At 75.3% G+C, this 22,700-nt stretch carries 14 protein-coding genes; 9 read left to right on the plus strand and 5 right to left on the minus strand.

Annotation, left to right across the window (positions count from 1 at the left end):
- Positions 1 to 97 precede the first annotated feature (97 nt).
- A complete protein-coding gene (locus BJP25_RS03890; RefSeq protein WP_075973390.1) occupies positions 98 to 1,348 on the plus strand; it encodes a hypothetical protein in 1,251 nt (416 codons plus the stop codon).
- Between the two features lie 54 nt (positions 1,349 to 1,402).
- Here the strand turns inward: BJP25_RS03890 and BJP25_RS33045 are convergent, their stop codons facing one another.
- The 3 genes from BJP25_RS33045 to BJP25_RS03905 all read right to left on the minus strand — a co-directional run bounded on the left by BJP25_RS33045 (position 1,403) and on the right by BJP25_RS03905 (position 4,599).
- Entirely contained in the window at positions 1,403 to 2,203 is an 801-nt protein-coding gene (locus BJP25_RS33045; RefSeq protein WP_075973391.1) for an ABC transporter permease, read from the minus strand.
- Positions 2,200 to 3,189 carry an ATP-binding cassette domain-containing protein gene (locus BJP25_RS33050; RefSeq protein WP_075973392.1) on the minus strand — a complete coding sequence of 330 codons (990 nt, stop codon included), beginning with the start codon at positions 3,187 to 3,189 and terminating at the stop codon, positions 2,200 to 2,202. Before BJP25_RS33050 ends, BJP25_RS33045 begins: the two co-directional genes overlap by 4 nt.
- Positions 3,190 to 3,360: 171 nt before the next feature.
- Positions 3,361 to 4,599: a cytochrome P450 family protein gene (locus BJP25_RS03905; protein ID WP_075973393.1), complete on the minus strand. Its 1,239-nt coding sequence runs from the start codon at positions 4,597 to 4,599 to the stop codon at positions 3,361 to 3,363.
- Between the two features lie 218 nt (positions 4,600 to 4,817).
- On the opposite strand from BJP25_RS03905, the gene bioA reads away from it, so the two are divergent.
- Positions 4,818 to 6,284, plus strand: coding sequence for an adenosylmethionine--8-amino-7-oxononanoate transaminase (bioA, locus tag BJP25_RS03910; protein WP_084793663.1), 1,467 nt, complete (start codon positions 4,818 to 4,820; stop codon positions 6,282 to 6,284).
- A 332-nt stretch (positions 6,285 to 6,616) separates the two neighbouring features.
- On the opposite strand, the gene BJP25_RS03915 is transcribed toward bioA, so the two are convergent.
- Together BJP25_RS03915 and BJP25_RS03920 are read right to left on the minus strand one after the other, a co-directional pair.
- Positions 6,617 to 7,357, minus strand: a complete 741-nt coding sequence (locus BJP25_RS03915; protein ID WP_075973394.1) for a thioesterase II family protein — start codon at positions 7,355 to 7,357, stop codon at positions 6,617 to 6,619.
- Positions 7,354 to 13,725, minus strand: coding sequence for a non-ribosomal peptide synthetase (locus BJP25_RS03920; RefSeq protein WP_233157899.1), 6,372 nt, complete (start codon positions 13,723 to 13,725; stop codon positions 7,354 to 7,356). The genes BJP25_RS03915 and BJP25_RS03920 overlap by 4 nt, the downstream gene beginning before the upstream one ends.
- Before the next feature lie 156 nt (positions 13,726 to 13,881).
- On the opposite strand from BJP25_RS03920, the gene fabD reads away from it, so the two are divergent.
- The 7 genes from fabD to BJP25_RS03955 all read left to right on the plus strand — a co-directional run bounded on the left by fabD (position 13,882) and on the right by BJP25_RS03955 (position 22,631).
- Positions 13,882 to 16,116, plus strand: a complete 2,235-nt coding sequence (fabD, locus tag BJP25_RS03925; RefSeq protein WP_233157900.1) for an ACP S-malonyltransferase — start codon at positions 13,882 to 13,884, stop codon at positions 16,114 to 16,116.
- 74 nt (positions 16,117 to 16,190) lie between these two features.
- A complete protein-coding gene (locus BJP25_RS03930; RefSeq protein ID WP_075973396.1) occupies positions 16,191 to 17,129 on the plus strand; it encodes a DUF6039 family protein in 939 nt (312 codons plus the stop codon).
- Entirely contained in the window at positions 17,126 to 18,919 is a 1,794-nt protein-coding gene (locus tag BJP25_RS03935) for a non-ribosomal peptide synthetase (protein WP_233157901.1), read from the plus strand. The genes BJP25_RS03930 and BJP25_RS03935 overlap by 4 nt, the downstream gene beginning before the upstream one ends.
- Before the next feature lies 1 nt (position 18,920).
- The gene (locus tag BJP25_RS03940) at positions 18,921 to 19,937 is read left to right on the plus strand and encodes a chlorinating enzyme (RefSeq protein ID WP_233157902.1); all 1,017 of its coding nucleotides are present in this window, start codon (positions 18,921 to 18,923) and stop codon (positions 19,935 to 19,937) included.
- Positions 19,934 to 20,164 (plus strand): phosphopantetheine-binding protein, encoded by a 231-nt coding sequence (locus tag BJP25_RS03945; protein ID WP_075973397.1) that lies wholly within the window; start codon positions 19,934 to 19,936, stop codon positions 20,162 to 20,164. The genes BJP25_RS03940 and BJP25_RS03945 overlap by 4 nt, the downstream gene beginning before the upstream one ends.
- Positions 20,164 to 21,384, plus strand: coding sequence for a beta-ketoacyl synthase N-terminal-like domain-containing protein (locus BJP25_RS03950; RefSeq protein ID WP_075973398.1), 1,221 nt, complete (start codon positions 20,164 to 20,166; stop codon positions 21,382 to 21,384). The genes BJP25_RS03945 and BJP25_RS03950 overlap by 1 nt, the downstream gene beginning before the upstream one ends.
- A 47-nt stretch (positions 21,385 to 21,431) precedes the next feature.
- Positions 21,432 to 22,631 (plus strand): NAD(P)/FAD-dependent oxidoreductase, encoded by a 1,200-nt coding sequence (locus BJP25_RS03955; protein ID WP_075973399.1) that lies wholly within the window; start codon positions 21,432 to 21,434, stop codon positions 22,629 to 22,631.
- The last annotated feature ends 69 nt before the right edge of the window (positions 22,632 to 22,700 follow it).

Consider the following 22,700-nt stretch of genomic DNA (forward strand, 5'->3'; position numbering starts at 1 on the left):
CTGCGGCAGCCAGCCCGCCTGATCCGCTGCCCCGCGGGGGAGGGGGTGGGCCACGCGCCCGCCGCCTCCCCCGCGGTCTGCCAGAAGGAGGTTCCCCGTGCCCACCTTCCCCCCGGACGCCCCCGTGCTGGTGCGCCCGTTCACCGCCCGCCGCGACGGCGAGAGCGCCGTGCTCGGCGACGACGCGCGCCAGGTGTACCTGTCCGTGCCCGCCGACGGCCTCGACCTGCTGGAGTGGCTGGCCGACGGCGTCCCGCCCGCCGAGGCCGTCCGCCGCTACGAGCGCCGCCACGGCGAGACCCCCGACCTCGACGGGTTCCTCCAGGTGCTGGCCGAGGAGGGGTTCGTCGCCCCCGCGGGCGGCGAGCTGCCCGCCGACCCCACCGAGCGCCCCCGCCGGGCCTGGAACCTCGACGGGCTGTCCCCCGCCGCCGCGGCCCGGTTCTTCTCCCGCCCGGTCGCGATCGCCGCGGGCCTGGTGGTCGCCGTGGCCGCCGGGTTGGCCGTCACCGACCCGGGGGTGCTGCCCGGCGCGTCCAGCCTGGCGTTCCACGACCACTTCTGGGCCTACCTGCTCGCGGTCATGTCGATCGCCACGGTCGGCGTGGGGGTGCACGAGCTGGCGCACGTCGTGGCCGCCCGGGCGGCCGGGGTGTCGGCGCGGATCAGCGTCGGCAACCAGATGTACGCCATGGTCGCCCAGACCGACATGTCCGGCATCTGGCTGGCCCCCAAGCGCCAGCGCTACACCGCCCTGCTCGCGGGCATGTACGTCGACGTGCTGTCGGCGGCCGTGCTGGTGATCGTGCTGCGGGCCGACCGCGCTGGCCTGCTCACCCTGGCGGGCCCGGTGCGCACGGTGCTGGCCGCGCTGCTGTTCACCTACTTCATCCGGTTGCTGTGGCAGGCGTTCGTGTTCCTGCGCACCGACCTGTACTACGTGTTCGCCACCGCGCTGGGCACCCCCAGCCTGATGGCCGACACCGGGACCTACCTGCGCAATCTGGTGCGCCGGGTGCTGCGCAGGCCGCTGGTCGACCAGTCCGGGGTCGGCACGCGGGAGCTGCGGCTGATCCGGGTGTTCTCGGTGGTCTACGTGCTGGGCCGCGCGCTCGCGCTCGGCGTGCTCGTCACCGCGACGATCCCGCTCATCCTGTTCTACGGCGAGCGGGTCATCGCGTTCTTCACCGGCGCCCCGCTCACCGGGTCGTTCACCTGGGCCGACGTGCTGGCCTTCGCGGCGCTGACGTTCCTGTTCGACCTCGGTGGCCTGGTGCTGTGGGTGCGGCAGCTGTGGCGCTCGCGCAAGGCCAGGGCCCTGGCCCCGCACCGCGTGCTGGTCGAGTGACAGCGGAGGGGGCGGGTGCCCGGTCGCGGCACCCGCCCCCTCCGCCGCCGGGGATCAGCGGCTGACGGCCTTCCAGAACTTGCGCACCGCCAGCGGCACGAAGATCGCCAGCAGCACCGCCGACCACAGCAGCGAGGCCACCACCGGGTGCTGCTGCGGCCAGGCGGTCGAGGCGGGCAGGCCCGCGGGGACGTTGCCGAACAGCTCCCGCAGCGCCGAGACCACCGCCGAGACCGGGTTCCACTCCGCGACCGGGCGCAGCACCGCGGGCAGGGTGTCGATCGGCACGTAGGCGTTGGACAGGAAGCCCAGCGGGATCGCGATGGTGAACCCGGTGCTGCTGACCACCTCCGGCGCCGGGACGGCCAGCCCGACGACGGCCATCAGCCAGGACAGCGCGTAGGCGAAGGCCAGCAGGACGACCACCGCCAGCACCGCGTCGAGCGCCGAGCCGCGCACCCGCCAGCCGATGACCAGGCCGAGCACCGCGGTCACGGAGATGACGACGGCGTTGTTCACCACGTCGCTGGTGGTGCGCCCGATGAGCACCGCCGAGCGCGAGATGGGCATCGAGCGCAGCCGGTCGACGATGCCGTTGGCGATGTCGGAGGCGATCACCGTGCCGGTGTTGACCGCGGAGAACAGCACCGCCTGCACGAAGATGCCGTTCATCAGGAACTCCCGGTACTCCACCCCGGGCAGCGCGATGGCCCCGCCGATGACGAACCCGAACAGCAGGGTCATCATCGCCGGGGCGACGGCGGCGTTCACCAGCAGCTCCGGCACCCGCCGGATCATGGTGAGGTTGCGGCGGGCGATGACGGCGCCCTCGGCGAAGGCGGTGGCGGCGCTCACGCGATCACCTCCGGGGTGGCGGTCGGGGCGGGGGCCTCGGTGGCCGCCGCGGCGGGGCGGTCGGTGAGCGCGAGGAAGACGTCGTCGAGGGTGGGGGTGCGCAGCCCCGCCCCGGTGACGGTGATGCCCGCGCCGCGCAGCGCGCGCACGCCCGCGACCAGCGCGTCCACCCCGTCGTCCACCGGCACGTCGAACCCGGTGCCCTCCTCGTCGGCGGTGACCGGGCCGGACCCGACCGGTGCCAGCAGGGTCCGCACCAGCCCGGGGGCGGTGCCGGGCGCCACGGTGACCTCCAGCCGCTCCCCGGACACCCGCGCCTTCAGCTCGCGCGGGGTGCCGGTGGCCACCACGGTGCCGTGGTCGACCACGACGATGTCGTCGGCCAGCCGGTCGGCCTCCTCCAGGTACTGCGTGGTGAGCAGCAGGCTCATGCCGCCGGAGACCAGCTCGCCGATGGTGTCCCACAGGTCGCCGCGGCTGCGGGTGTCCAGGCCGGTGGTCGGCTCGTCGAGGAACAGCACCTGCGGGGTGCGCACCAGCGCCGCGGCCAGGTCCAGCCGCCTGCGGGTGCCCCCGGAGTAGTCCTTGGCCCGCCGGTCGGCCACCCCGAGCAGGTCGAAGCGCTCCAGCAGCTGCTTCGCCCGGTCGCGCGCGGCGGACTTGCCCAGGTGCAGCAGCCTGCCCACCAGCACCAGGTTCTCCCGGCCGGTGAGGTTGGCGTCCACGGCGGCGTGCTGCCCGGCGAGGCTGATCACCTCCCGCACCCGGGCCGCGTCGCGCACCACGTCCAGGCCCGCCACCTCGGCGCGCCCGCCGTCGGGGGCGACCAGGGTGGTCAGCAGCCGCACCGCGGTGCTCTTGCCCGCCCCGTTGGGGCCGAGCAGTCCGGTGACGGTGCCCGCGGGCACCACCATGTCCAACCCGTCGAGCGCGGGCACGTCGCCGAACCGCTTGCGCAGTCCTTCCGCGACTATCGCGTCTGGCACGGGGCATCTCCTCCTCGGGGTGCGTCCGACGCGTGGCCGGGCGCACCCCGAGGAGCGGTACCCGGTCGCAGCGGCGGCCTCGGTGTCATCTGCCTTCGGTGGTGCTCCAGGCGGGCCGGGCGGCCCGCTGGTCGGGGTCTGGGGGCGGGTGGTCGGGTGGTCTGGGGTCCGTCAGTAGGCGACGGGCAGTTCGGCGACCCCGCGCAGGGTCAGCCCCGGGCGCCAGGTGACCTCGGACAGGTCCACCGCCGGGCGCAGCTCGGGCAGCCTGCGCAGCAGCACCGCCAGCGCCTCCTGCCCCTCGACCCGGGCCAGCGGCGCGCCGAGGCACATGTGCGCGCCCCGGCCGAAGGCCAGGTGCCGGTTGCGGGTGCGGGTGACGTCGAGGGTGTCCGGGTCCGGGAAGCGGGCCGGGTCGCGGTCAGCGGCGGCGAGCACGGCGATCACCATCTCGCCGCGGCTGACCGGGGTGCCCGCGATGACCACGTCCTCGGCGGCGAAGCGCGGGAAGCTGATCTCGATGGAGCCGTGGAAGCGCAGCACCTCCTCGACCGCCTGGTCCACCAGCTCCGGGCGCTCGCGCAGCAGGGCGAGCTGGTCGGGGTGGGTGAACAGGGCGAAGAACATGTTGCCGATGAGGTGCTGGGTGGTGCCCAGGCCGCCGACGACCAGCAGCGCCACCATCTTCAGCAGCTCGTCGTCGGTCATCCGCTCGCCGTCGGCCTCCGCGGTGGCCATCCCGGAGACCAGGTCGTCGCCGGGGTCGGCGCGCTTGGCCGCGACCAGCGCCTCCAGGTAGCCCACGAACTGCTCGATCTCGGCCATGACCTGCTCGGGGCTCATGCCCTGCGGCGCCGACTGGGCCGAGGTGGGGTCCAGCGACAGCAGCAGGTCGGCCCAGAGCCGGAACCGGTCGCGGTCGGCCTCGGGGATGCCCAGCATCCGCGACATCACCGTCTGCGGCAGCGGCACCGCGAACCGCTCCACCAGGTCGACCTCGCGCACCGGCTCGGCCAGCAGCTCGTCCACCAGCGCCTCGGCGATGGCCCGCACCCCCGGGCGCATGCCCTCGACGAAGGCGGGGGTGAACGCCGACTGCACCAGCCGCCGCTGCCGGGTGTGCTCGGGCGGGTCGATGCTGCCCATCGCGCCGCCGAGCAGCCGCACGACCGCCTCGGGCAGCGCGGGCATCTCCACCCCCTCGGGCAGCACGGTGGGGGTGGTCTTGAACCGGGTGTAGTCGCCCAGGATGTCGACGCACTCGTCGTAGCCGGTCACCATCCACACGTCCTGCCCGGTGGGCATCCGCACGCGCGATATGGGCGACTGCGCCCGCAGGTCGGCGTAGGTGGCGTACGCGGTCACCCGCGACTGCGCCGACATCAGGTCGATGTGCTCCGAGGTGGTCACGCGCCGTCCTTCCCTCGCGCCTGCGGCGAGGGGGAGCCCCGCCGGACCCGAAGCATCCCCAGCGCCGCCACCGGCCCTCTGCTCACTGTTGAGCACCGGCCGCCCCGCCGCCGAAACGGACCCAACGCGCAAGACTGCGCAGACGCGCCGCCCCCGCGCCGGATGGTATTGCCGCACACCCGAACCGCCTCAGCCGCAACGGAAACCGGAGTGCGCCCATGGCCGAGAACCCCGCCACCGACCCCACCGCGCGGACCGAGCACCTGCGCAAGCTCGACCAGGACCACGTGTGGCACCCGTACACGCCCACCGACGACTACCTGGCGGCCAAGCCGCTGGTGATCGACCACGGCGAGGGTGTGTACCTGGTGGACTCCGAGGGCAACCGCTACCTCGACGCCGGGTCCTCGCTCGGGGTCAACATCCACGGCCACCAGCGGCGCGAGCTCAACGAGGCGGTGGTGGCGCAGGCGGCGAAGATCGCCCACACCACCCTCTACGGGATGACCCACCCCGGCGCGGCGGAGCTGGCCGAGCGGCTGGCGAAGCTGGCCCCGGAGGGCATCGAGAAGGTGCTGTTCCTGGAGAGCGGGTCCAGCGCGGTGGAGACGGCCATGAAGATGGCGTTCTCCTACTGGGTGTTCAAGGGCCAGCCGCAGCGCAACAAGTTCGTCTCCATGACCGGGGCGTTCCACGGCGACACCATCGGCGCGCTGTCGGTGGGCCAGATGACGATCCTCAAGAACTTCTACCAGCCGCTGCTGCGCGAGACGAGCGCGTTCGCCCAGCCCTACTGCTACCGCTGCACGCTGTGCGCGGACAACTGCACGCTCGCCTGCGCCGACACCCTGGAGGACGTGCTCGCCCGAGAGGGCGACCAAGTCGCCGCGGTGCTGGTGGAGCCCAGGGTGCAGAACGTCAGCGGCATGGTCGTCGCCCGCGACGGGCACCTGGCCAGGGTCGCCGAGATCGCCAAGAAGCACGGGGTGCTGCTCATCGCCGACGAGCTGGGCACCGGCTTCGGCCGCACCGGCCCGATGTTCGCCTGCGAGGCCGACGGGGTCAAGCCCGACATCCTCTGCGTCGGCAAGGGCCTCACCGGCGGGTACATGCCGCTGACCGCCACCATGGCCACCGGCGAGGTGTTCGACGCCTTCCGCGGCGACGGCAAGATGCTGCTGTCCGGCCACACCTTCTCCGGCAACCCCATGGCCGTCGCCGTCGCGCTCGCCAGCCTCGACCTGTTCGAGAAGGACGACGTGATCAACCACGGCAAGCAGCTGGCCGTGGTGCTGGCCGAGGAGCTGGCGAAGTTCCACGACATCCCGCACGTGGGCGACGTGCGCCAGTGCGGCCTGCTCGCCGCGGTGGAGCTGGTGGCCGACGAGCGGACCCGGGAGCCGTTCGACTGGACGCTCAACGTCGCCCCGCGCATCACCGAGCGGTGCAAGGAACTCGGCATGATCATCCACTCGGCGCCCAGCGACACCATCGTCATCGTGCCGCCGCTGGCCATGACCGAGGAGGAGGTCCGGACCATGGCCCGGATCCTGCACCAGGCCACCAGCGAGGTCGTCGCCGCCGTGCAGGCCGAGCTGGCCGCGGCCGCGACCACCGAGGTGCCGGTGACGGTCACCGTGCCGTCGCCCGCGGAGAGCCAGGCGGCGGAGCCCACGCCCGCCTGAGGCCGGTACCGGGTGCGCGGGATCTTCCGGCAGGCTCGATGCGGTGGTTGCGCTTGGTCGGGGCCCCTACGGCGATCATGTGCTGCGGGCGGGGAAAAGGCGGGCTGAAAAGACGCCCGCCCGTCCCGTTTGGGTAGCACATGATCGCCTCCCCCGACCAAGCACAACCACCCCATCGAGCACCCCCGTAGCCGGGCTGCCGGTTGCGGGGGTGGTTGCTTTGTGGGCAGGGAGAAGGACAGCGGGACTGGGCGGGTGGGTCGACCCAGCGTGGTCAGAAGGCGGGTGGCCTCCGGGCCACCCGCCTTCTCGCTGTCCTGGGGGGAACCCTCCTACCGGACCGGGAGGGCCAGCTCCTCCCGCACCACGACGGCGACCGCGTCGGGCGGGCCCGCGTGGTAGAAGTGCCCGCCGGGGAACGAGTGCACGGTCAGCGCGCCGGTGGTCACATCCGCCCACCGCCGGATCTCGACCGCGTCCACCTGCGGGTCGTCCACCCCGGTCAACGCCGACACCGGGCAGTCCAGCACGGCGCCGGGCAGCTCGCGGTAGGTCTCGTTCAGCGTGAAGTCGGCCCGCAGGCCCGGCAGGAACACCCGCACCAGGTCCGGCTGCTCCACCAGCTCCCGGGGCGTGCCGCCCATGGCCACCACCGCGTCCAGGAACTCCTCCGGTCCCAGCCGGTGCAGCGGGGGGAACCGGGCGGGCAGGTGCGGCGGCCGCCGCCCGGACACCAGCAGCCGCAGCGGCGGGCGCGGCCCGGTGTTGAGCACCCGGGCGACCTCGTAGGCCACGGCCGCGCCCATGCTGTGCCCGAACAGCGCGTAGGGCCGGTCCGCGTCCGCCTCGACGGCCGCCGCCAGCGGCGCCACGACCTCGGCCATCGACGTCGCCGCGGGCTCGCGCAACCGGGACTCGCGCCCGGGCAGGACCACGGCCCGCACGCCCACACCGGGCGCGAGCGCCCGTGCCCACGGCCGGAAGAACCCGCCACCACCGCCCGCGTGCGCGACGCAGTACAGCAGCACCGGGGCGTCCTCCGGGCCGAAGTGCTTGACCCAGGTGCCGCTCACGCGTCCCCCGCCCGCAGCACGACGTGCCCGGCTGACCCCGTGGCGCCCACCGCCGTCACCAGCGCGCGCGCCGCCGCGTCCGGCCACGGCTCGGCCTCGGCGGGGAACCGCAGGGGCAGCGCGCCCAGGTCCACCAGCCCGGTCTCCCGGGCCACGAGCGAGGGGGCCAGGGCCCGGTGCCGCAGCTGGAGCAGCACCTTGGTCACCTGGGCCAGCCCCGAGGCGGCCTCCGCGTGCCCGACGTTCGGCTTCACCGTCCCTACCGCGACCGGGTGCCCGGCGAACAGCTCGCCCAGCGCCTGCACCTCGGCCGCGTCCGACAGCGCGGCGCCGGAGGCCGCGCACTCGACGTAGCCGATGTCCTCCGGCTCGCGGCCCGCGTCCCGCAGCGCGTCGGCCAACGACCGCCGCAGCTCGGCCACGTCGGGTGTGCCGAAGCGGGACGTGCCGCCGCCGTGGGAGACCCACGCCGACTCGATGACCCCGTGCACGGTGTCGCCGTCCGCGCGCGCGTCCGGCAGCCGCCGCAGCAGCAGCGCCCCGACGCCCTCGCCCGGCGACCACCCGCCTGCCTCCGGGTCGAACGCCCGGCCCGGCGCCGCCGCCACGAGGCCGAGGCCCCGCAGCACGTCCGCGTGGTAGGGGTGCAGCAGCAAGTTCGCCGCGCCGACGACGGCGGCGTCGCAGTCGCCCGCGCGGAGGCTGTCGACGGCCAGCCGCAGCGCGGTGAGCGAGGACGAGCAGGCGGTGTCGACGGCCAGGCTGGGCCCGCGGAAGTCGAAGGCGTGGGAGACGCGGTTGGCGACCTCCGAGCCGGTGCCCGAGACCGTCGCCGCCTCGCCCGCGCGCCAGCGGTCGGTGCCCAGCAGGCGGTGGTCGTGCCACATCAACCCGACGAACACCCCCACCCGGCCCAGCGACGCCGGGGTGTGGGCGGCGTCCTCCAGGCACGACCAGACGACCTCCAGCAGCTGCCGCAGCTGCGGGTCCAGCGCCTCGCCCTCGGCCGGGGCGATGCCGAACACCGCGCTGTCGAAGCCCGCCACGTCGTCGAGGTAGCCGCCGGGGGGAGCGCCGGGGCGCTCGGCGGCGCCGACAGCGCAGTGGCCCGCGGACAGGTTGCGCCACAGGGTCTCCAGGTCGGGCGCGCCGGGGTAGCGGCCAGCCATGCCCACGACGGCGATCTCCTCGCGGGCCGAAGGCGGGCGCACCCGCTCCACGACCCCGCCCAGGAAGGACTGGAGGAACACGTGGTCCGCGCCCAGGTCGAGCGCGTCCCGCACCGGTTCCGCGCGCACCGAGCCGATGGGGCACAGCCCGAGCCCGAACAGGGCCTGGTTGTCCATGAGCAGCTGCCCCGCGTACCCGGCCTCCAGCGCCAGGAACCGCTCGGTGTCCTCGGCGTAGAGCGGGCGCACCGCCCGCGTCTCACCGACCAGGAACAGCTCGAAGGCGGCCGCGTCGTGCACCGGGCGGTTGTAGAGGAAGTGCGCCGAGCGGGTCAGCTGCGAGCCGTCCGACAGGCGGCGCAGCGCGTGCTCGTCGGGGTGGTAGTAGTACACGCCAGGCTCCACACCGGACACCCTGCCCGCGCGGACGTGCACGTAGAACTGCACGCCGTAGGTGCTGCCCGCCGACGGGTAGCGGCGCAGGCCGTTGTCCGCGGGCCGCAGCAGGCCCAGCAGCGCGGCGAGGTCGGCGAACGGCACCGCGTCCGCGGTGAAGTCGCGCCTGCTCCCGCGCAGGAGGCAACGCACCGCGTCGGCGGGGTTGTCGGGCAGCGGCACTGGGGTGCCGTCCGCGCGCAAGTCCTTGCGCGCGGCGGCAAAACCTTCCTTCGCCTCCGCCGACAGCACGTCCACCACCTCGGGCTCGGGTTCCACCTCGGCGGGTGGCGCGCAGGGCACCCCCAGGTGCGCGACGATGCCGTCGACGGTCGGGTCGTCCAGCAGCGCCGACACGGGGATGCGCACGCCGAAGGCGTCGTGGACCCGACCGGACAGGCGGACCATGGTGAACGAGGTCGCGCCCTGGTCCCACAGGTCGACCGCCGGGTCCACCTCCGCGCCGATCAGCTCGCCCAGCACCGACAGCACCAGCTCCCGCGCGTCCGGCCGGGCGGGCGCCGCCGGGGCGGCCGGGGGTGGCCACGGCAGGGCGGCCCGGTCCAGCTTGCCGTTGGACGTCGCCGGGAACGCCGCCACCACCCCGACCCGGTTGGGCACCATGTAGTCGGGCAGGGCGGCGCCGACGTGCGCGCGCAGCTCCTTCGCCGTCGGCGCCGCGCCCGGCGCGGGCACCACGTACGCGACGAGCTTGCGCTCGCCGCCGTCGTCGCGGGTCACGGCCACCGCGTCGGCCACCGCCGGGTGGGCGCGCAGGCGGTGCTCGACCTCCCCCAGCTCCACCCGGAACCCGCGGATCTTGACCTGGTGGTCGGCGCGGCCGAGGAAGACCAGGTCGCCGGTGCCGGTGAACGCGGCCCGGTCGCCCGTGCGGTACATCCGGGTGCCGGGCGGGTCGTAGGGGCAGGGGGTGAAGCGCTCGTCGGTCAGCTCCGGGCGGTTGCGGTAGCCCTCGCTGAGCACCTCCCCGGCGATGAACAGGTCGCCCTCCTCCTCCACCCCGCACGGGCGCAGGTCGTCGTCGAGGACGTAGTAGCGGGCGTTGTCGATGGGCTTGCCGTAGGGGATGCTGCGCCAGGCCGGGTCGACCTCGCCCACGCGGAACCAGTTCGACCACACCGTCGCCTCGGTGGCACCGCCCAGGCTGATGAGGTCGACGGCCCGGAAGCAGGCGCGCAGCCGGTCGGGCAGCCACAGCGGGGTGTAGTCGCCGCTGAGGAAGGCCAGCCGCAGCCCGGCGGCGCGCGGGTCGCCCACGTGCGCGTCCAGCAGCGGGGCGAGGTGGGCCAGCGTGGTCGGCGCGGAGTTCCAGAAGGTGATCGGCTCGTCGAGCAGCACGTCGAGCAGCAGGGCCGGGTCGCGCTGCTGCTCGACGTCGGCCAGGTACACCGACGCGCCCCACGCGGGTAGGCAGAGCAGGTCGAACACCGACAGGTCGAAGCCGAGCGACGTGACGCACAGGCCCACGTCGGCGGGACCGAAGCCGAACTCCCGCCCCGCCCAGGCCAGCAGGTTGTGCACCGCCCGGTGCGCCACGGCCACGCCCTTGGGCCGCCCGGTGCTGCCGGAGGTGAAGATGACGTAGGCGGTGGCGTCCTCGTCGGTGCCCGGGTCGGGGTCGGTCAGCGCTTCACCCTCCGGAACGTCACCGCCCAGAACGTCACCGCCCAGCTGGTCCGCGCACACCTCGGGCAACCCGGTGGCGCCCGCGAGGTCGGAGGTGGTGACGACGGCCGCGGCGGCGCCGTCGCCCAGCATCACCCCGGCCCGCTCGACCGGCAGCGACGGCTCCACCGGCAGGTAGGCGCCCCCGGCCTTGAGCACCCCGTAGACGGCCGCGACGAGCTGCGGGGTGCGGGCCATCCGGATGCCGACGACGGACCCGGGCCCGACCCCGAGCCCCCGCAGGGCCGCGGCGACGCGGTTGGCGGCGGCGTTCAGCTCGCCGTAGGTCATCGTGCCGCCGCGGTGGCGCACGGCGACGGCGTCGGGGTGGGCCGCCGCCTGGGCCTCGAAGAGGCGGTGGACCGGGCCGTCGTGGGGGAACGGGCGGGCGGTGTCGTTGGCCAGGCGCAGCGTGCGGTGGCGGGCGGCGTCCCGCCCGCACGGCGCGCCCCACTCGTCGGCCTCGGCGCCCAGGCGCTCCAGGAGCACCCGGTAGGCGGCGAAGACGTGCGTGAGGGCGTCCGGGGGGAAGGCGCCGTCGGTGGCGTCCCAGAACACCGCCAGGTCGTCACCGCCCTCGTCGATGGCGATGCAGTCCAGGGCGACGTCCGGGGTGCAGGTGAGCCACCCGGCGGCGGCCACCCCCTCGGGCAGCGGCGACCCGGCCAGCTCCAGCAGCCCCGTGCACACCACCGGGTAGCCGCCCGCGCCGCGGTTGCGCAGCACGTGGGCGCGCAGCTCGGCCAGCCCGTCGGCGTCGTCGGCCCGCTCGTCGGCGGTGATCAGCTCGTGCGCGGCCAGCGCGCCCTCGGTGAACGGCCTGCCCTCCGGCGGCCGGGGCACCCAGCTCAGCACGGTGGCCTCCGCGGGCCGGAACCGCTCGACGGCGGGCGACCAGCGCACCAGCGGCACCGCGAACGACCCGGGCACGTGCACGCCCAGCGCCTCGGTGAGCGCGGTGATGAGCACCGCGTCCAGCGACACCCCCAGGCGCTGGGCCCGCTGCCGCACCCGCGACCACCCCGGGATGACGGCGGTGACGCGGGTGCGCGGCCCGGCGCCCGCCAGCGGCGGGCCCGGTGGCAGGGCGGCGACGCGGTCCTTCCAGTGCGCCTTCGCGGCGGCGTGCCCCGGGCCCTGCCGCAGCTCCCGGCGGTGCTCGACGAGCGCCGCCATCGGCTCACCGGCGACGACCCGCGCCGAGGGGTCGCGGTAGCGGCGCATCAGCTCGCGCAGGAGCAGGTGGGTGCTGCGGCCGTCGGCGACGAGCAGGTCGATGGCCACGAGCACGGTCGCTCGACCCCCGTGCGCGCTCACCCGGACCTCCGCGCGGGGCAGCCTGCCGAGCGGGAACGCCCGGTGGGCCAGGTCGCGCAGGACGGCCTCCGGCTCCGCGTGGCACACCGGGATGCGCCAGCCGTCCGGGACCGCGTCGTGCACCACCGCGGCGCCCTCGTGGGTGACCGCAGTGCGCAGCACCTCGTGGTCGGAGAGCAGGCCCAGCCACGCGGCTTCGAGCGCGGGCAGGTCGAGCTGGTCGACGGTGAACCCGTGCGCGACCTGGCACCCCGTCCACGGGCCGACGCCGCCGGTCACCCGGGAGACGACGTAGGCCTGCTGCAACCCGTTGACCGGCAGCGCGCCCGCCTCGTCGCCGGGCCACAGCCAGCGCAGGGTGTTGGCGAACCAGGCGAACGCCGCCTCCACCGCACCGGGCGCGAACGCCGACGCCACCACGTCCCAGCGCAGCACCAACCCGCCGTCGCGCTCGGCGACCTGCGCGTCCAGCGCCACCCCGGACGTGCGGCTCAGCGCGTAGGACCCGTCCGAGGCGCCCGACCCCAGTTCCAGCAGGCTCGTGAACACCACCGGGAACGGACCCCGGCCGCGCAGACCGCGCTGCACCGCCACCCCCGGCACGGCCACGTGGTCGAGGTCGGCGCGCAGCCGCTCGTGGGTGCGCCGCGCCGCGTCGGCCAGCGGCAGGCCCTCGGACGGTCCCGCGACCGCGAACGCCGTCGAGGTGAACGGACCCACCACGGCGTCCACGGCCGAGGGCAGCACCAGCCGCGCGTTCGTCGTCAGCACCACGGTGAACGCGGGATCCTCGGTGAACCGCCGCACCGCCTCGGTGAACACCGTCAGCACCAGTGCCGTGGGGGAGACCTCCGCCGTCGCGGCGGCGGCCCGCACCGACGCCCACTCGCGCGGGCTGAGCAGGCAGGTGTGCGGTTCGCTCGACCCGGTGACCGGCGATAGGGCTGGTCCCGGCGGCATCTCCCGCGCCCGCTCCACCAGTGCGGCGAGGGAGGCGCGATAGGCGTCGGTGCGGCTGTGCTCGTCCAGGGCGACGATCACGTCACGCAGGTGCGGCTGTGGCTCGGGCAGGGAGTGCTCGGGGTCGTCGAGCAACGCGCGCAGCTGGTCAACGAGCAGCGCGAGCCCGGCGCCGTCGATGATGAGCGCATCGATCGCCAGGTGCAGCACGCCCGAACCGTCCGGCAGGGCGGTCGCGGCGACACTCCACAGCAGCGGGTCGTCCACGGTGTGCGGGCGGTGCGCGAGCGCGGCCCGGGTCGCCTCCACGTCGGTGCCGACCGGGAACTCCCAGGCCGGGGCCTCCCGCATGACCCGCTGGGTGCCGTCGTCGGACACGGTCAACCGCAGGGCGTCGTGGTGGTCCACCAGCCGCGCCCACGCCGCGCGCACCCGCCCAGCGTCGAACCGGGTGACGGGGTACTCGCGGTAGATGTGGCAGCCGATGCCGTCCCCTGTGGACTTGCCGAGCAGGTACGCCTCCTGCAACGGCGTCAGCGGGAACGGCTCGTACCGGGAGCCCGGATCGGGCCGCAACACGGGGAGGTGACCGCCGCCGGAGCCCGCCAGCGCCAGCTCCGCCAGGGCGCGCGGATCGCGGCACCCCCGGGCGGCTTCGGGCGACAAGTCGACCCCGAGCGCGATGCCGACCTCCACCACCACCCGCGCCGCGGCCAGCGAGCCCAGCCCCAGGTCGGTGAACGGGGTGTCCTCGGTGACCCGCGAACCCGGGGGCAGGACCCCGCGCACCACCTCCAGCACCGCCGCCGTGGCTCCCGCGAGTCCCTGTCGGCCATGGTCGTGCATGCGCCACCCCCGTCAGCCAGCCGGTGTCGCCGCACCGTAAGCGGGCCCCGATGCGGTGGGCTGCTCAACTCTGGGCAGTAGCCGGGCCTCGCCGTGGCGGACAGTCCGGTGGTGGCCACGACGACAACGGCGTGGGTCTTCCCGGGGCAGGGCGCGCAGCGCCGCGGCATGGGCGGCGACCTGTTCGACCGGTTCCCCGAGCAGACCGCGATCGCGGACCGGGTGCTCGGCACCCCGGTCGCCGCGCTGTGCCTGCGCGACGAGGGCGGCCTGCTGCGCGACACCCGCTGGGCCCAGCCCGCCCTGTTCGTCGTCGAGGCGCTGAGCTGGCTCGCCGCCAGCGCCGAGGGGGCGACCCCCGACTTCCTCGCCGGGCACAGCCTGGGCGAGTACGCGGCGCTGTTCGCCGCCGGGTGCCTGGGCTTCGCCGACGCGGTGGCGCTCGTGCGGGCCCGCGGCGAGCTGATGGCACGCGCCGGGGGCGGCGGGATGACGGCCGTGATCGGCCTCCCGCTGACCGAGCTGCGCGCCCGCCTGACCGACCTGGGGGACGTGGGCGTGGACGTCGCCAACGACAACGCCGACGACCAGGTGGTCCTGTCCGGACCCCGCGACGGCCTGGCCGCCGTCGCCGCGCACTTGGGCCCGGCCGCGCGGTGCGTGCCGCTGGCCGTCTCGGCGGCCTTCCACTCCCGGCACATGCGCGCTGCCGCCCGCGAGTTCGAGGACGTCCTCGCGGGCGTGCGCTTCGCCCCGCCGCGGATCCCGGTGCTCTCCACGGTCACGGCCCGCCCGCACGACCCGGCGCTCATCGCGGACATGCTCGCGCTGCAAGTGCGCTGCCCCGTGCGGTGGCGCGAGACGGTGGAGCACCTGCGGGAGCTGGGGGTGCGCGAGATCAGGGAACTGGGGCCCGGCACCGTCCTCACGGGTCTGTGGCGCCGCCTGCCCCCGGTCCCCGAACCCGGCCCGGAGTCGCTGGGCGACCCGTCGTTCCGCGCGGACTACGGCGTGCGCTGGGCGTACCTGGCAGGCGGGATGTACCGGGGCGTGTCGTCGGTGGCGATGCTCGACCGGCTGGGCAAGGCCGGGCTGATGGGGTTCCTGGGCACCGGGGGCTTCGGGCTCGCCGACGTCACCGCGGCGCTGGACGCCCTGGACTCCGCGCCAGGACCGGGTCGGTTCGGGGTGAACCTGCTCGCCATGCCCGACAACCCCGCCCTGGAGCGGGACCTGGCGGACCTGTGCGTGCGCCGGGGCGTGCGGCACGTGGAGGCGGCGGGCTTCACCGACGTCACCGCGGCGCTCGTGCGCTACCGGTTCGCGGGCGCGCACCTCGACGCCACCGGGCGCGCGGTCGCCCCGCGGCTGCTGCTGGCCAAGGTGTCCCGCCCGGAGGTCGCCGCCCGCTTCCTCGCGCCCCCACCCGGCGCGGTGCTGGCCGGGCTGGTCGCCTCCGGCGCGCTGACCGCTCGGGAGGCCGCCGCCGCCGAACGCCTGCCGGTCGCCACGGACCTGTGCGCGGAGGCCGATTCCGCCGGGCACACCGACGCCCGCTCGCCGTTCGCCCTCGTGCCGGGCATCACCGCGGCCCGCGACCGGGCAGCCGCCGAGCACGGGTACCGCGTGCGGGTCCGCGTCGGCGCAGCGGGCGGGATCGGCACGCCGACGGCCGTGGCCGCCGCCTTCACCCTGGGCGCGGACTTCGTCGTCACCGGCTCGGTGAACCAGGCGACCCCCGAGGCGGGGACGTCCGACGCCGTCAAGGACATGCTCGCTGCCGCGGGCGTGCAGGACACCGCCTACGCCCCCGCGGGCGACACGTTCGAGACCGGGGGGCGGGTGCAGGTGCTGCGCCGGGGGACGCTGTTCGCCGCCCGCGCCACCCGGCTTGTCGAGCTGCACCGCAGGCACGGCGACTGGGACGCCTTCCCCGCCGCCGACCGCGCCGCCATCGAGCGCGACACCTTCCGCAAGCCGTTCGCCGACGTCTGGCGGGAGACCCAGCAGCACTACCGGGAGACCGGGCGCCCGCACCTGGCGGGCACCACCGACCCCGCCCGCCGCACCGCGCTCGCGCTGCGGTGGTACTTCGCCACGTCCACCAGCGCCGCACTCGGGGGTGACACCACCCAGCGCGCCAACTTCCAGGTCCACACCGGACCGGCGATCGGCGCGTTCAACGACCTGGTGCGCGGGACCGCGCTGGCGGACTGGCGGCTGCGGCACGTGGACGTGGTGGCCGACGTCCTCATGCGCGGCGCCGCCGAACACCTGCACGGCCGCCGGGCGGCGCACCCGACCGACCCGCCTGGCACCACTGATCCCGCCAACACCGACACCTGACCAGAACTGCGCAGAGCAGGGCGCACCGCCGCGGTTAGCGTGGCCCGCGCCGCCCCACGACGAAGGAGCACGCGATGACCGCAACGTCGAGCCCGCCGCTCGTCCTGCCCACGGCCCAGGACCAGACCGCCGCCCGCGGCGCCCTGCTGCACTCGGGCAACGCCGGTGTCGTGGTCGAGCGCGTCGGCCAACTGCGCGCGGAGTTCCGGTCGGAGGGCAGGCAGTTCGCCCGCGAACTCGCCGAGTACCTCAACACCCACTACGCCGACATCATCTCCGTGTTCGTCTACGAGGAGACCTTCGGCACCAAGGACCGGCTGCACTGGCTGATGCACCTCAAGTCGCTGCACGCCTACGAGCAGCTGATCCGGATGGGCACCGCCGACGAGGGCTGGCGCGACATCATCCTGCGCGAGCGGATCCCGGCCGAGCGCGGCGGCGGCGCCTGGGACCGGCTGTTCCTCGACGGCGCGCTGCACGAGACGGTGCTCATCCCGTCCACCTTCGGCATGTACGGCACCTCGGAGTCCACCCCGGACAGCGTCACCGCCGAGGACGGCGCGGCCACCTTCGTCGTGCCCACCGCCCAGTTGCAGACCGACGTCCCGGTCGAGCAGCAGCTCAACTCCACCACGTGCGGCATCCTCATGCACCGGGTCGCGGAGCTGAAGTACGAGTACCGGGCCGAGGGCCGGGCGTTCGCGCGGGCGCTGTGCGAGAGCTGGAACCGGGTGCTGGCCGGGCACGCCACGATCTACCTCTACGAGGAGGCGTTCGGCCAGTCCGACCGCATCCACCACTTCATCCACCTCAAGTCGCTCAGCTCCTACTACACGCTCATGGGCGTGCGGGCCACCAGCGACCCGGCCACCCGGGAGGTGTTCACCCGGCAGTGGATCTCCGACGAGAAGGGCGGCGGCGGGTGGGACCGGATGTTCGTCCAGGGCAGCCTCTGCGACCTGGCCCTCACCCCGCAGCACTGGGGGATGTACGCGACCAAGGCGGGGGCGTGACCGCGGTGCCCGCTGACGACTGCCTGCACACCGCGTTCGAGCGGTGCGCCGCCCGGGTGCCCGACCGGGTGGCCGTCAGCTGCGGGGACACCCAGCTCAGCTACGCCGAGCTCGACGCGATGGCCGACGCGCTCGCGCTGCGCCTGCGCCGCCGCGGCGTGGCCCCCGGGGTGCGGGTCGGGGTGTGCGTCGACCGGTCGGTGGAGCTGGTCGTGGCGGTGCTCGCCGTGCTCAAGGCGGGCGGGGCGTACGTGCCGGTGGACCCGGACTACCCGCCCGCCAGGATCGCGCTCGTGCTCGACGACGCCGCCGTGGCCCTGACCGTCGCGGTGGTCAAGACCGCCGACTCGCTCTCGGCGTGGCCGGGGCCGGTGCTCTGGACCGACGACGACGGCACCGACGACCTCGACGCCGTGCTCGCCGTCGCCGAGGCGGTCCCCGGCGACGCCGCCTACGTCATCTACACCTCCGGCTCCACCGGCACCCCCAAGGGCGTCGAGGTCGAGCACCGGTCGGTGGTGGCCCTGCTGCGCGGCACCGCCGAGCTGTTCGGCTTCGACGACCTGGACGTGTGGACGCTGTTCCACTCCATCGCCTTCGACTTCTCCGTCTGGGAGCTGTGGGGCCCGCTGCTGCACGGCTGCAAGGTCGTCGTGGTGCCCGGCGACGTCGCCCGCACCCCGGCGCTGGTGCTGGACCTGCTGCGCCGCGAGCGGGTGACCGTGCTCAGCCAGACGCCCACCGCCTTCCGCGGCCTGGTCGCCGCCGACGCCGCCGCGGGCCCGCCCGCCGAGCTGTCGCTGCGCCTGGTCGTCTTCGGCGGCGAACGGCTCGACGTCGGCGTGCTGCGCTCCTGGATCGAGCGGCGCGGCGACCGGGTGCCGGAGCTGGTGAACATGTACGGGATCACCGAGACCACCGTGCACGCCACGCACCGGCGGATCACCGCCGCCGACCTCGCCGACACCTCCGTCAGCCCCCTGGGCACCGCGCTGCCCGGGGTGCGGGTGGAGCCGCGCACGGCCGAGGGCGCCCCGGTGCCCGACGGCGAGCCCGGCGAGCTGTTCGTCTCCGGCACCGGCGTCGCCCGCGGCTACCTGGGCAGGCCGGAGCTGACCGCCGAGCGGTTCGTCGAGCTGGACGGCACCCGCTGGTACCGCTCGGGCGACCGGGGCGCGGTCGTCGGCGGTGAGCTGGTGTACCTGGGCCGGGTCGACCGCCAGCTCAAGGTGCGCGGGTACCGGGTGGAGCCGGGGGAGGTGGAGGCCGCGCTGCTGGCCTGCCCCCGGGTCGGCACCGCCGTGGTCACCACCCGCGACCACGGCGGCGGCGACGTCCGGCTGGTCGCCTTCGTCGCCCCGCCGCCCGCCGCCGACCCGGTGGCCCCGGCCGAGGCCGAGCTGGTCGCGGCCGTGGCGCACCTGCCCGCGCACCTGCGCCCCTCGGCGTTCCACGTGGTCGACGAGGTGCCCACCACCGCCCGCGGCAAGGCCGACCTGCTGGCGCTGGCCGACGCCGCCGAGCGCGGCGAGCTGGAGCCCGACGCCACCCCGGTGGCGGTGGTGGCGGCGATCGTGGCCGAGGTGCTGCTGCGCCCGGTCGCCCCGGACGCCGACCTGTTCGACAGCGGGGCCACCTCGCTGGCGCTGGCCCGGATCGTGGCGGAGGTCAACGACCAGTTCGCCGTCGCGCTCACCGGTGCGGAACTGACCGAACCGACCATCGAGTGCCTCGCCGCCGCGGCGGACGCGGCCAGGCGCGCTGGCGCGCTCCAGGGAATCGGAGGCTGACGTGGACCTGACCACCCCTGACCTGACCACCCCAGACCTGGGCGACCCGGCCACCCGGGGCTTCTCGCTCAGCGCGGGCGAGCTGGCGGACTTCCACCGCAACGGCTACTTCGGGCCGTTCACCGTCTACGAGGTGGACGAGATGAAGGCGCTGTGGCGGCGCGAGCGGCTGCGGCTGCTCGACCGCTCGAACGCGGTCTACCGCGACGAGGCCGCCGAGTCCGGCAACACCAACATCTCCAACTACGACCGGCACCTGGACAACGCCTTCCTCGCCGACCACGTGTGCAACCCGCGCGTGGTCGACCGGGTGGCCAGCGTGCTCGGCCCGGACGTGCAGTGCTGGCGCTCGGAGTTCTTCCCCAAGTACCCCGGCGACGAGGGCACCGACTGGCACCAGGCGGACACCTTCGCCAACGCCTCGGGCACCCCGCAGATCGTCTGGCCCGGCGAGGGCCGCGACTTCGGCGGCACGCTCACGGTGTGGACGGCGTTCACCGAGGCCAACGAGGAGACCGGCTGCCTGCAGTTCATCCCCGGCACGCACACCGCGATGAACTACGACGAGACCAAGCGGATGCACTACGACCCCGGCTCGATCAACCGGCTGGAGAAGGACGGCGTGCGCCGCGGCTTCTTCGGCTACGACTACCGCGAGCTGCAGATCGACCCCGACTGGAAGCCCGACGAGGACGCCGCGGTGTCGATGGTGATGCGCCCCGGCCAGGCGATCATGTTCTGGTCGACGCTCATGCACGCCTCGCTGCCGCACGCGGGCCGCACCCAGGAGATGCGGCTGGGCTTCGCGGGCCGGTACGTGCCCACCTCCGTCGACGTCTACCCCGGCACCGACCGCATCGAGGAGTACGGCGGCACGGTGTCGCTGGAGCGCTGGGGCACCGTCATCGTCTCCGGCGCGAACACCAACCCGGGCAACCGGGTGGCCACCGAGACCACCCTCGGCCACCCGTTCACCACCCGCGTCCCGGTGGTGCGCCCGGCGGGGAGCGCGCCGTGACCGCGTTCGAGGCGGTGCGGTCGAGCCTGCTGGAGGTGGTGCCCGAGGTCGACCCGGCCCAGGTGGTGCCCGGGCGGGCGCTGGCGGAGCTGGGCTGCACCAGCATCGACCGGGCCGAGATCGTCATGCTCGCGATGGAGCGGCTGGGCCTGGACGTGCCGGTGGCCGAGTTCGGCGGGCTCGACGACATCGACGCCATCGTCGGCCTGCTGGCCCGGCACGGCTGATGACCGGGGCGGCGGTGGTGGGCACCGGGGTCGTCGGCGCCGCGGGCACCGACGTCGCGGGGTTCACCGCCGCCCTGGCCGCGGGCCGCAGCGCCATCACCGCCACCCCGCTCGGCCCGGCCGCCGAGCTGGGCCCGTGGTCGCTGGCCGACGCGCTCTCCGATGCCCCGGAGGACCTGCGCGGGCGCGCCCTGCGGGCCGCGGGCCGGGCACCCCGCCCGGTGGCGGCCGCGGTCGGCGCCGCGGTGCAGGCGTGGGTGGCCGCGGGCTGCCCGGACCTGCCGGGTGATCGGGTGGGCGTGGTGGTCGCCGGGCACAACCTCACCGACCGCTACACCCACGACCTCGCCGCCCGCTACGCCGACCGCCCGCACCACCTGCCCGCCCGGTTCGCCCTGCACGCGCTGGACTCCGACCACCTCGGCACGCTCAGCGAGGTGCTGGGCGCCACCGGGGAGGGCTGGGTGGCGGGCGCGGCGTCGGCCAGCGGCACCGTCGGGGTGGTGCACGGCGCCCGGCTCGTCGCGGCGGGGCTGGTGGACTGCTGCGTCGTCGTCGGCGCGCTCACCGAGCTGACCCCCTGGCACCGCCGCGGGTTCGCCGTGCTCGGCGCGCTCGCCGCCGACGACGGCGACCCGGCGGGCGCCTGCCGCCCGTTCGACGCCGACCGGCGCGGTTTCGTCCCCGGCGAGGCCGCGGCCGCGCTGGTGCTGGAGTCCCCGGCCTCCGCGGCCCGCCGCGGCGCCGAGGTCGCCGCCGTGGTCGCGGGCACCGCGCTGGGCCTCGACGCCAACCGGCTCGCCGACCCCGACGCCGGGGGCCAGGCCAGGGTGGTGCGCGCCGCGCTGGCCGCCGCGGGCACCACCGCCGACCGGCTCGACTACGTCTGCGCGCACGCCACCGCCTCCCGGCTCGGGGACGCCACCGAGGCGCGGGCGCTGCGCGCCGTGCTCGGCGCGGCCGCCGGGCGCCCCTGGGTCAACGCCACCAAGGGCCTCACCGGGCACTGCCTGTCCGCCGCGGGCGTGCTGGCGGCGGTGGCCACCGTCGCCCAGATGGGCGGCGGGTTCGTCCACCCCAACGCCAACCTGCGCACCCCGCTCGACGACCGGCTCCGGTTCGTCGGGGCCACCGCCGAGCCCGCCGGGATCCGGTGGGCGCTGTCCACCGGGTTCGGGTTCGGCGGCGCCAACGCCGCCGTCGTCCTGCGCGCCGCGTGACCACCACCGTCCCCCGTGGACGGACTACCCCGAGGGGATGAGCACCCGTGCACGACCTCATCGTCGTCGGCGCCCGCTGCGCCGGGGCCACCACCGCCCTGCTGGCCGCCCGCCGCGGCCACCGCGTCCTGCTGCTCGACCGCGCCCGCTTCCCGGCCGACACGCTGTCCACCCTCTACATCCAGCAGCCCGGCGTGGCCCGGCTGGCCCGCTGGGGGGTGCTCGACGCCGTGCGCGCCTCCGGGTGCCCGCCGCTGGACCACGTCGTCTACGAGCTGGGCGACGTGCGGGTGGAGGGCTGCTGCAGCGGCGTCGACGGCCACCGCGCCGCCTACGCCCCGCGCCGGGAGGTGCTCGACCGGCTGCTGGTGGAGGCCGCCGTGGCCGCGGGCGCGGAGTTCCGCGACGACTGCCAGGTGACCGGCCTGGTCACCGACGGCGACCGGGTCACCGGCGTGCGCTGCGCGGGACCGGGCGGGGAGGTCGTCGAGCGCGCCGCGCTCGTCGTCGGCGCCGACGGGATGCGCTCCACCGTCGCCCGCCTGGTCGGCGCGCCCAAGACCACCGAGCACCCCGCCCTCACCTGCGCCTACTACGCCTTCTGGCACGGCCCCACCGCCGACTTCGAGATGTACGAGGGCGACACCGGCTGGATCTCCGCGGTGCCCACCAACGACGACCTGGTGCTGGTGGCCGCCTACGCCCCGCAGCGCCGCTTCGACGAGGTCAAGCGCGACGCCCTGGCGTCCTACCGGGACCTGGTGCGCGACAACGCCCCCGCCCTGCACGACCGGCTCGCGGGCGCCGAGCGGGTCGGCAGGCTGCACGGCACCGGCGACCAGCAGAACTACTTCCGGCTCGCGCACGGGCCGGGCTGGGCGCTGGTCGGGGACGCCGGGCACCACAAGGACTCGCTCACCGCGCGCGGCATCTCCGACGCCTTCCTCCAGGCCGAGCTGCTGGTGGACGCCCTCGGCGAGGCGGTGGGCGACCCGGCCGCCCAGGACGCCGCCTGCGCCGAGTACGACCGGCTGCGCCAGGAGGCGATGGCCGAGAACTACGCGGCCACCCTGCTCATCGCCCAGGAGGAGGCCAAGCCGAAGCGGCGCGCGCTGCTCACCGCCGTGGGGTCCACCCCGGAGCTGACGACGCGCTACTTCGACGCCGTGGCGGGCATCCTGCCCGTCCGCGAGCTCTACACCCCCGAGCTGCTCGGCCTGATGGCCGCCGCGGCACCGGCCCGGTGACGGGCGCCCGCTTTTGAGCAGATTCCCGGACCGCCGTGCGCGAGCGTGTGCGGTGCGGGGGTCACCTCT

It is taken from the genome of Actinokineospora bangkokensis (assembly GCF_001940455.1).
Lineage (GTDB): Bacteria > Actinomycetota > Actinomycetes > Mycobacteriales > Pseudonocardiaceae > Actinokineospora > Actinokineospora bangkokensis.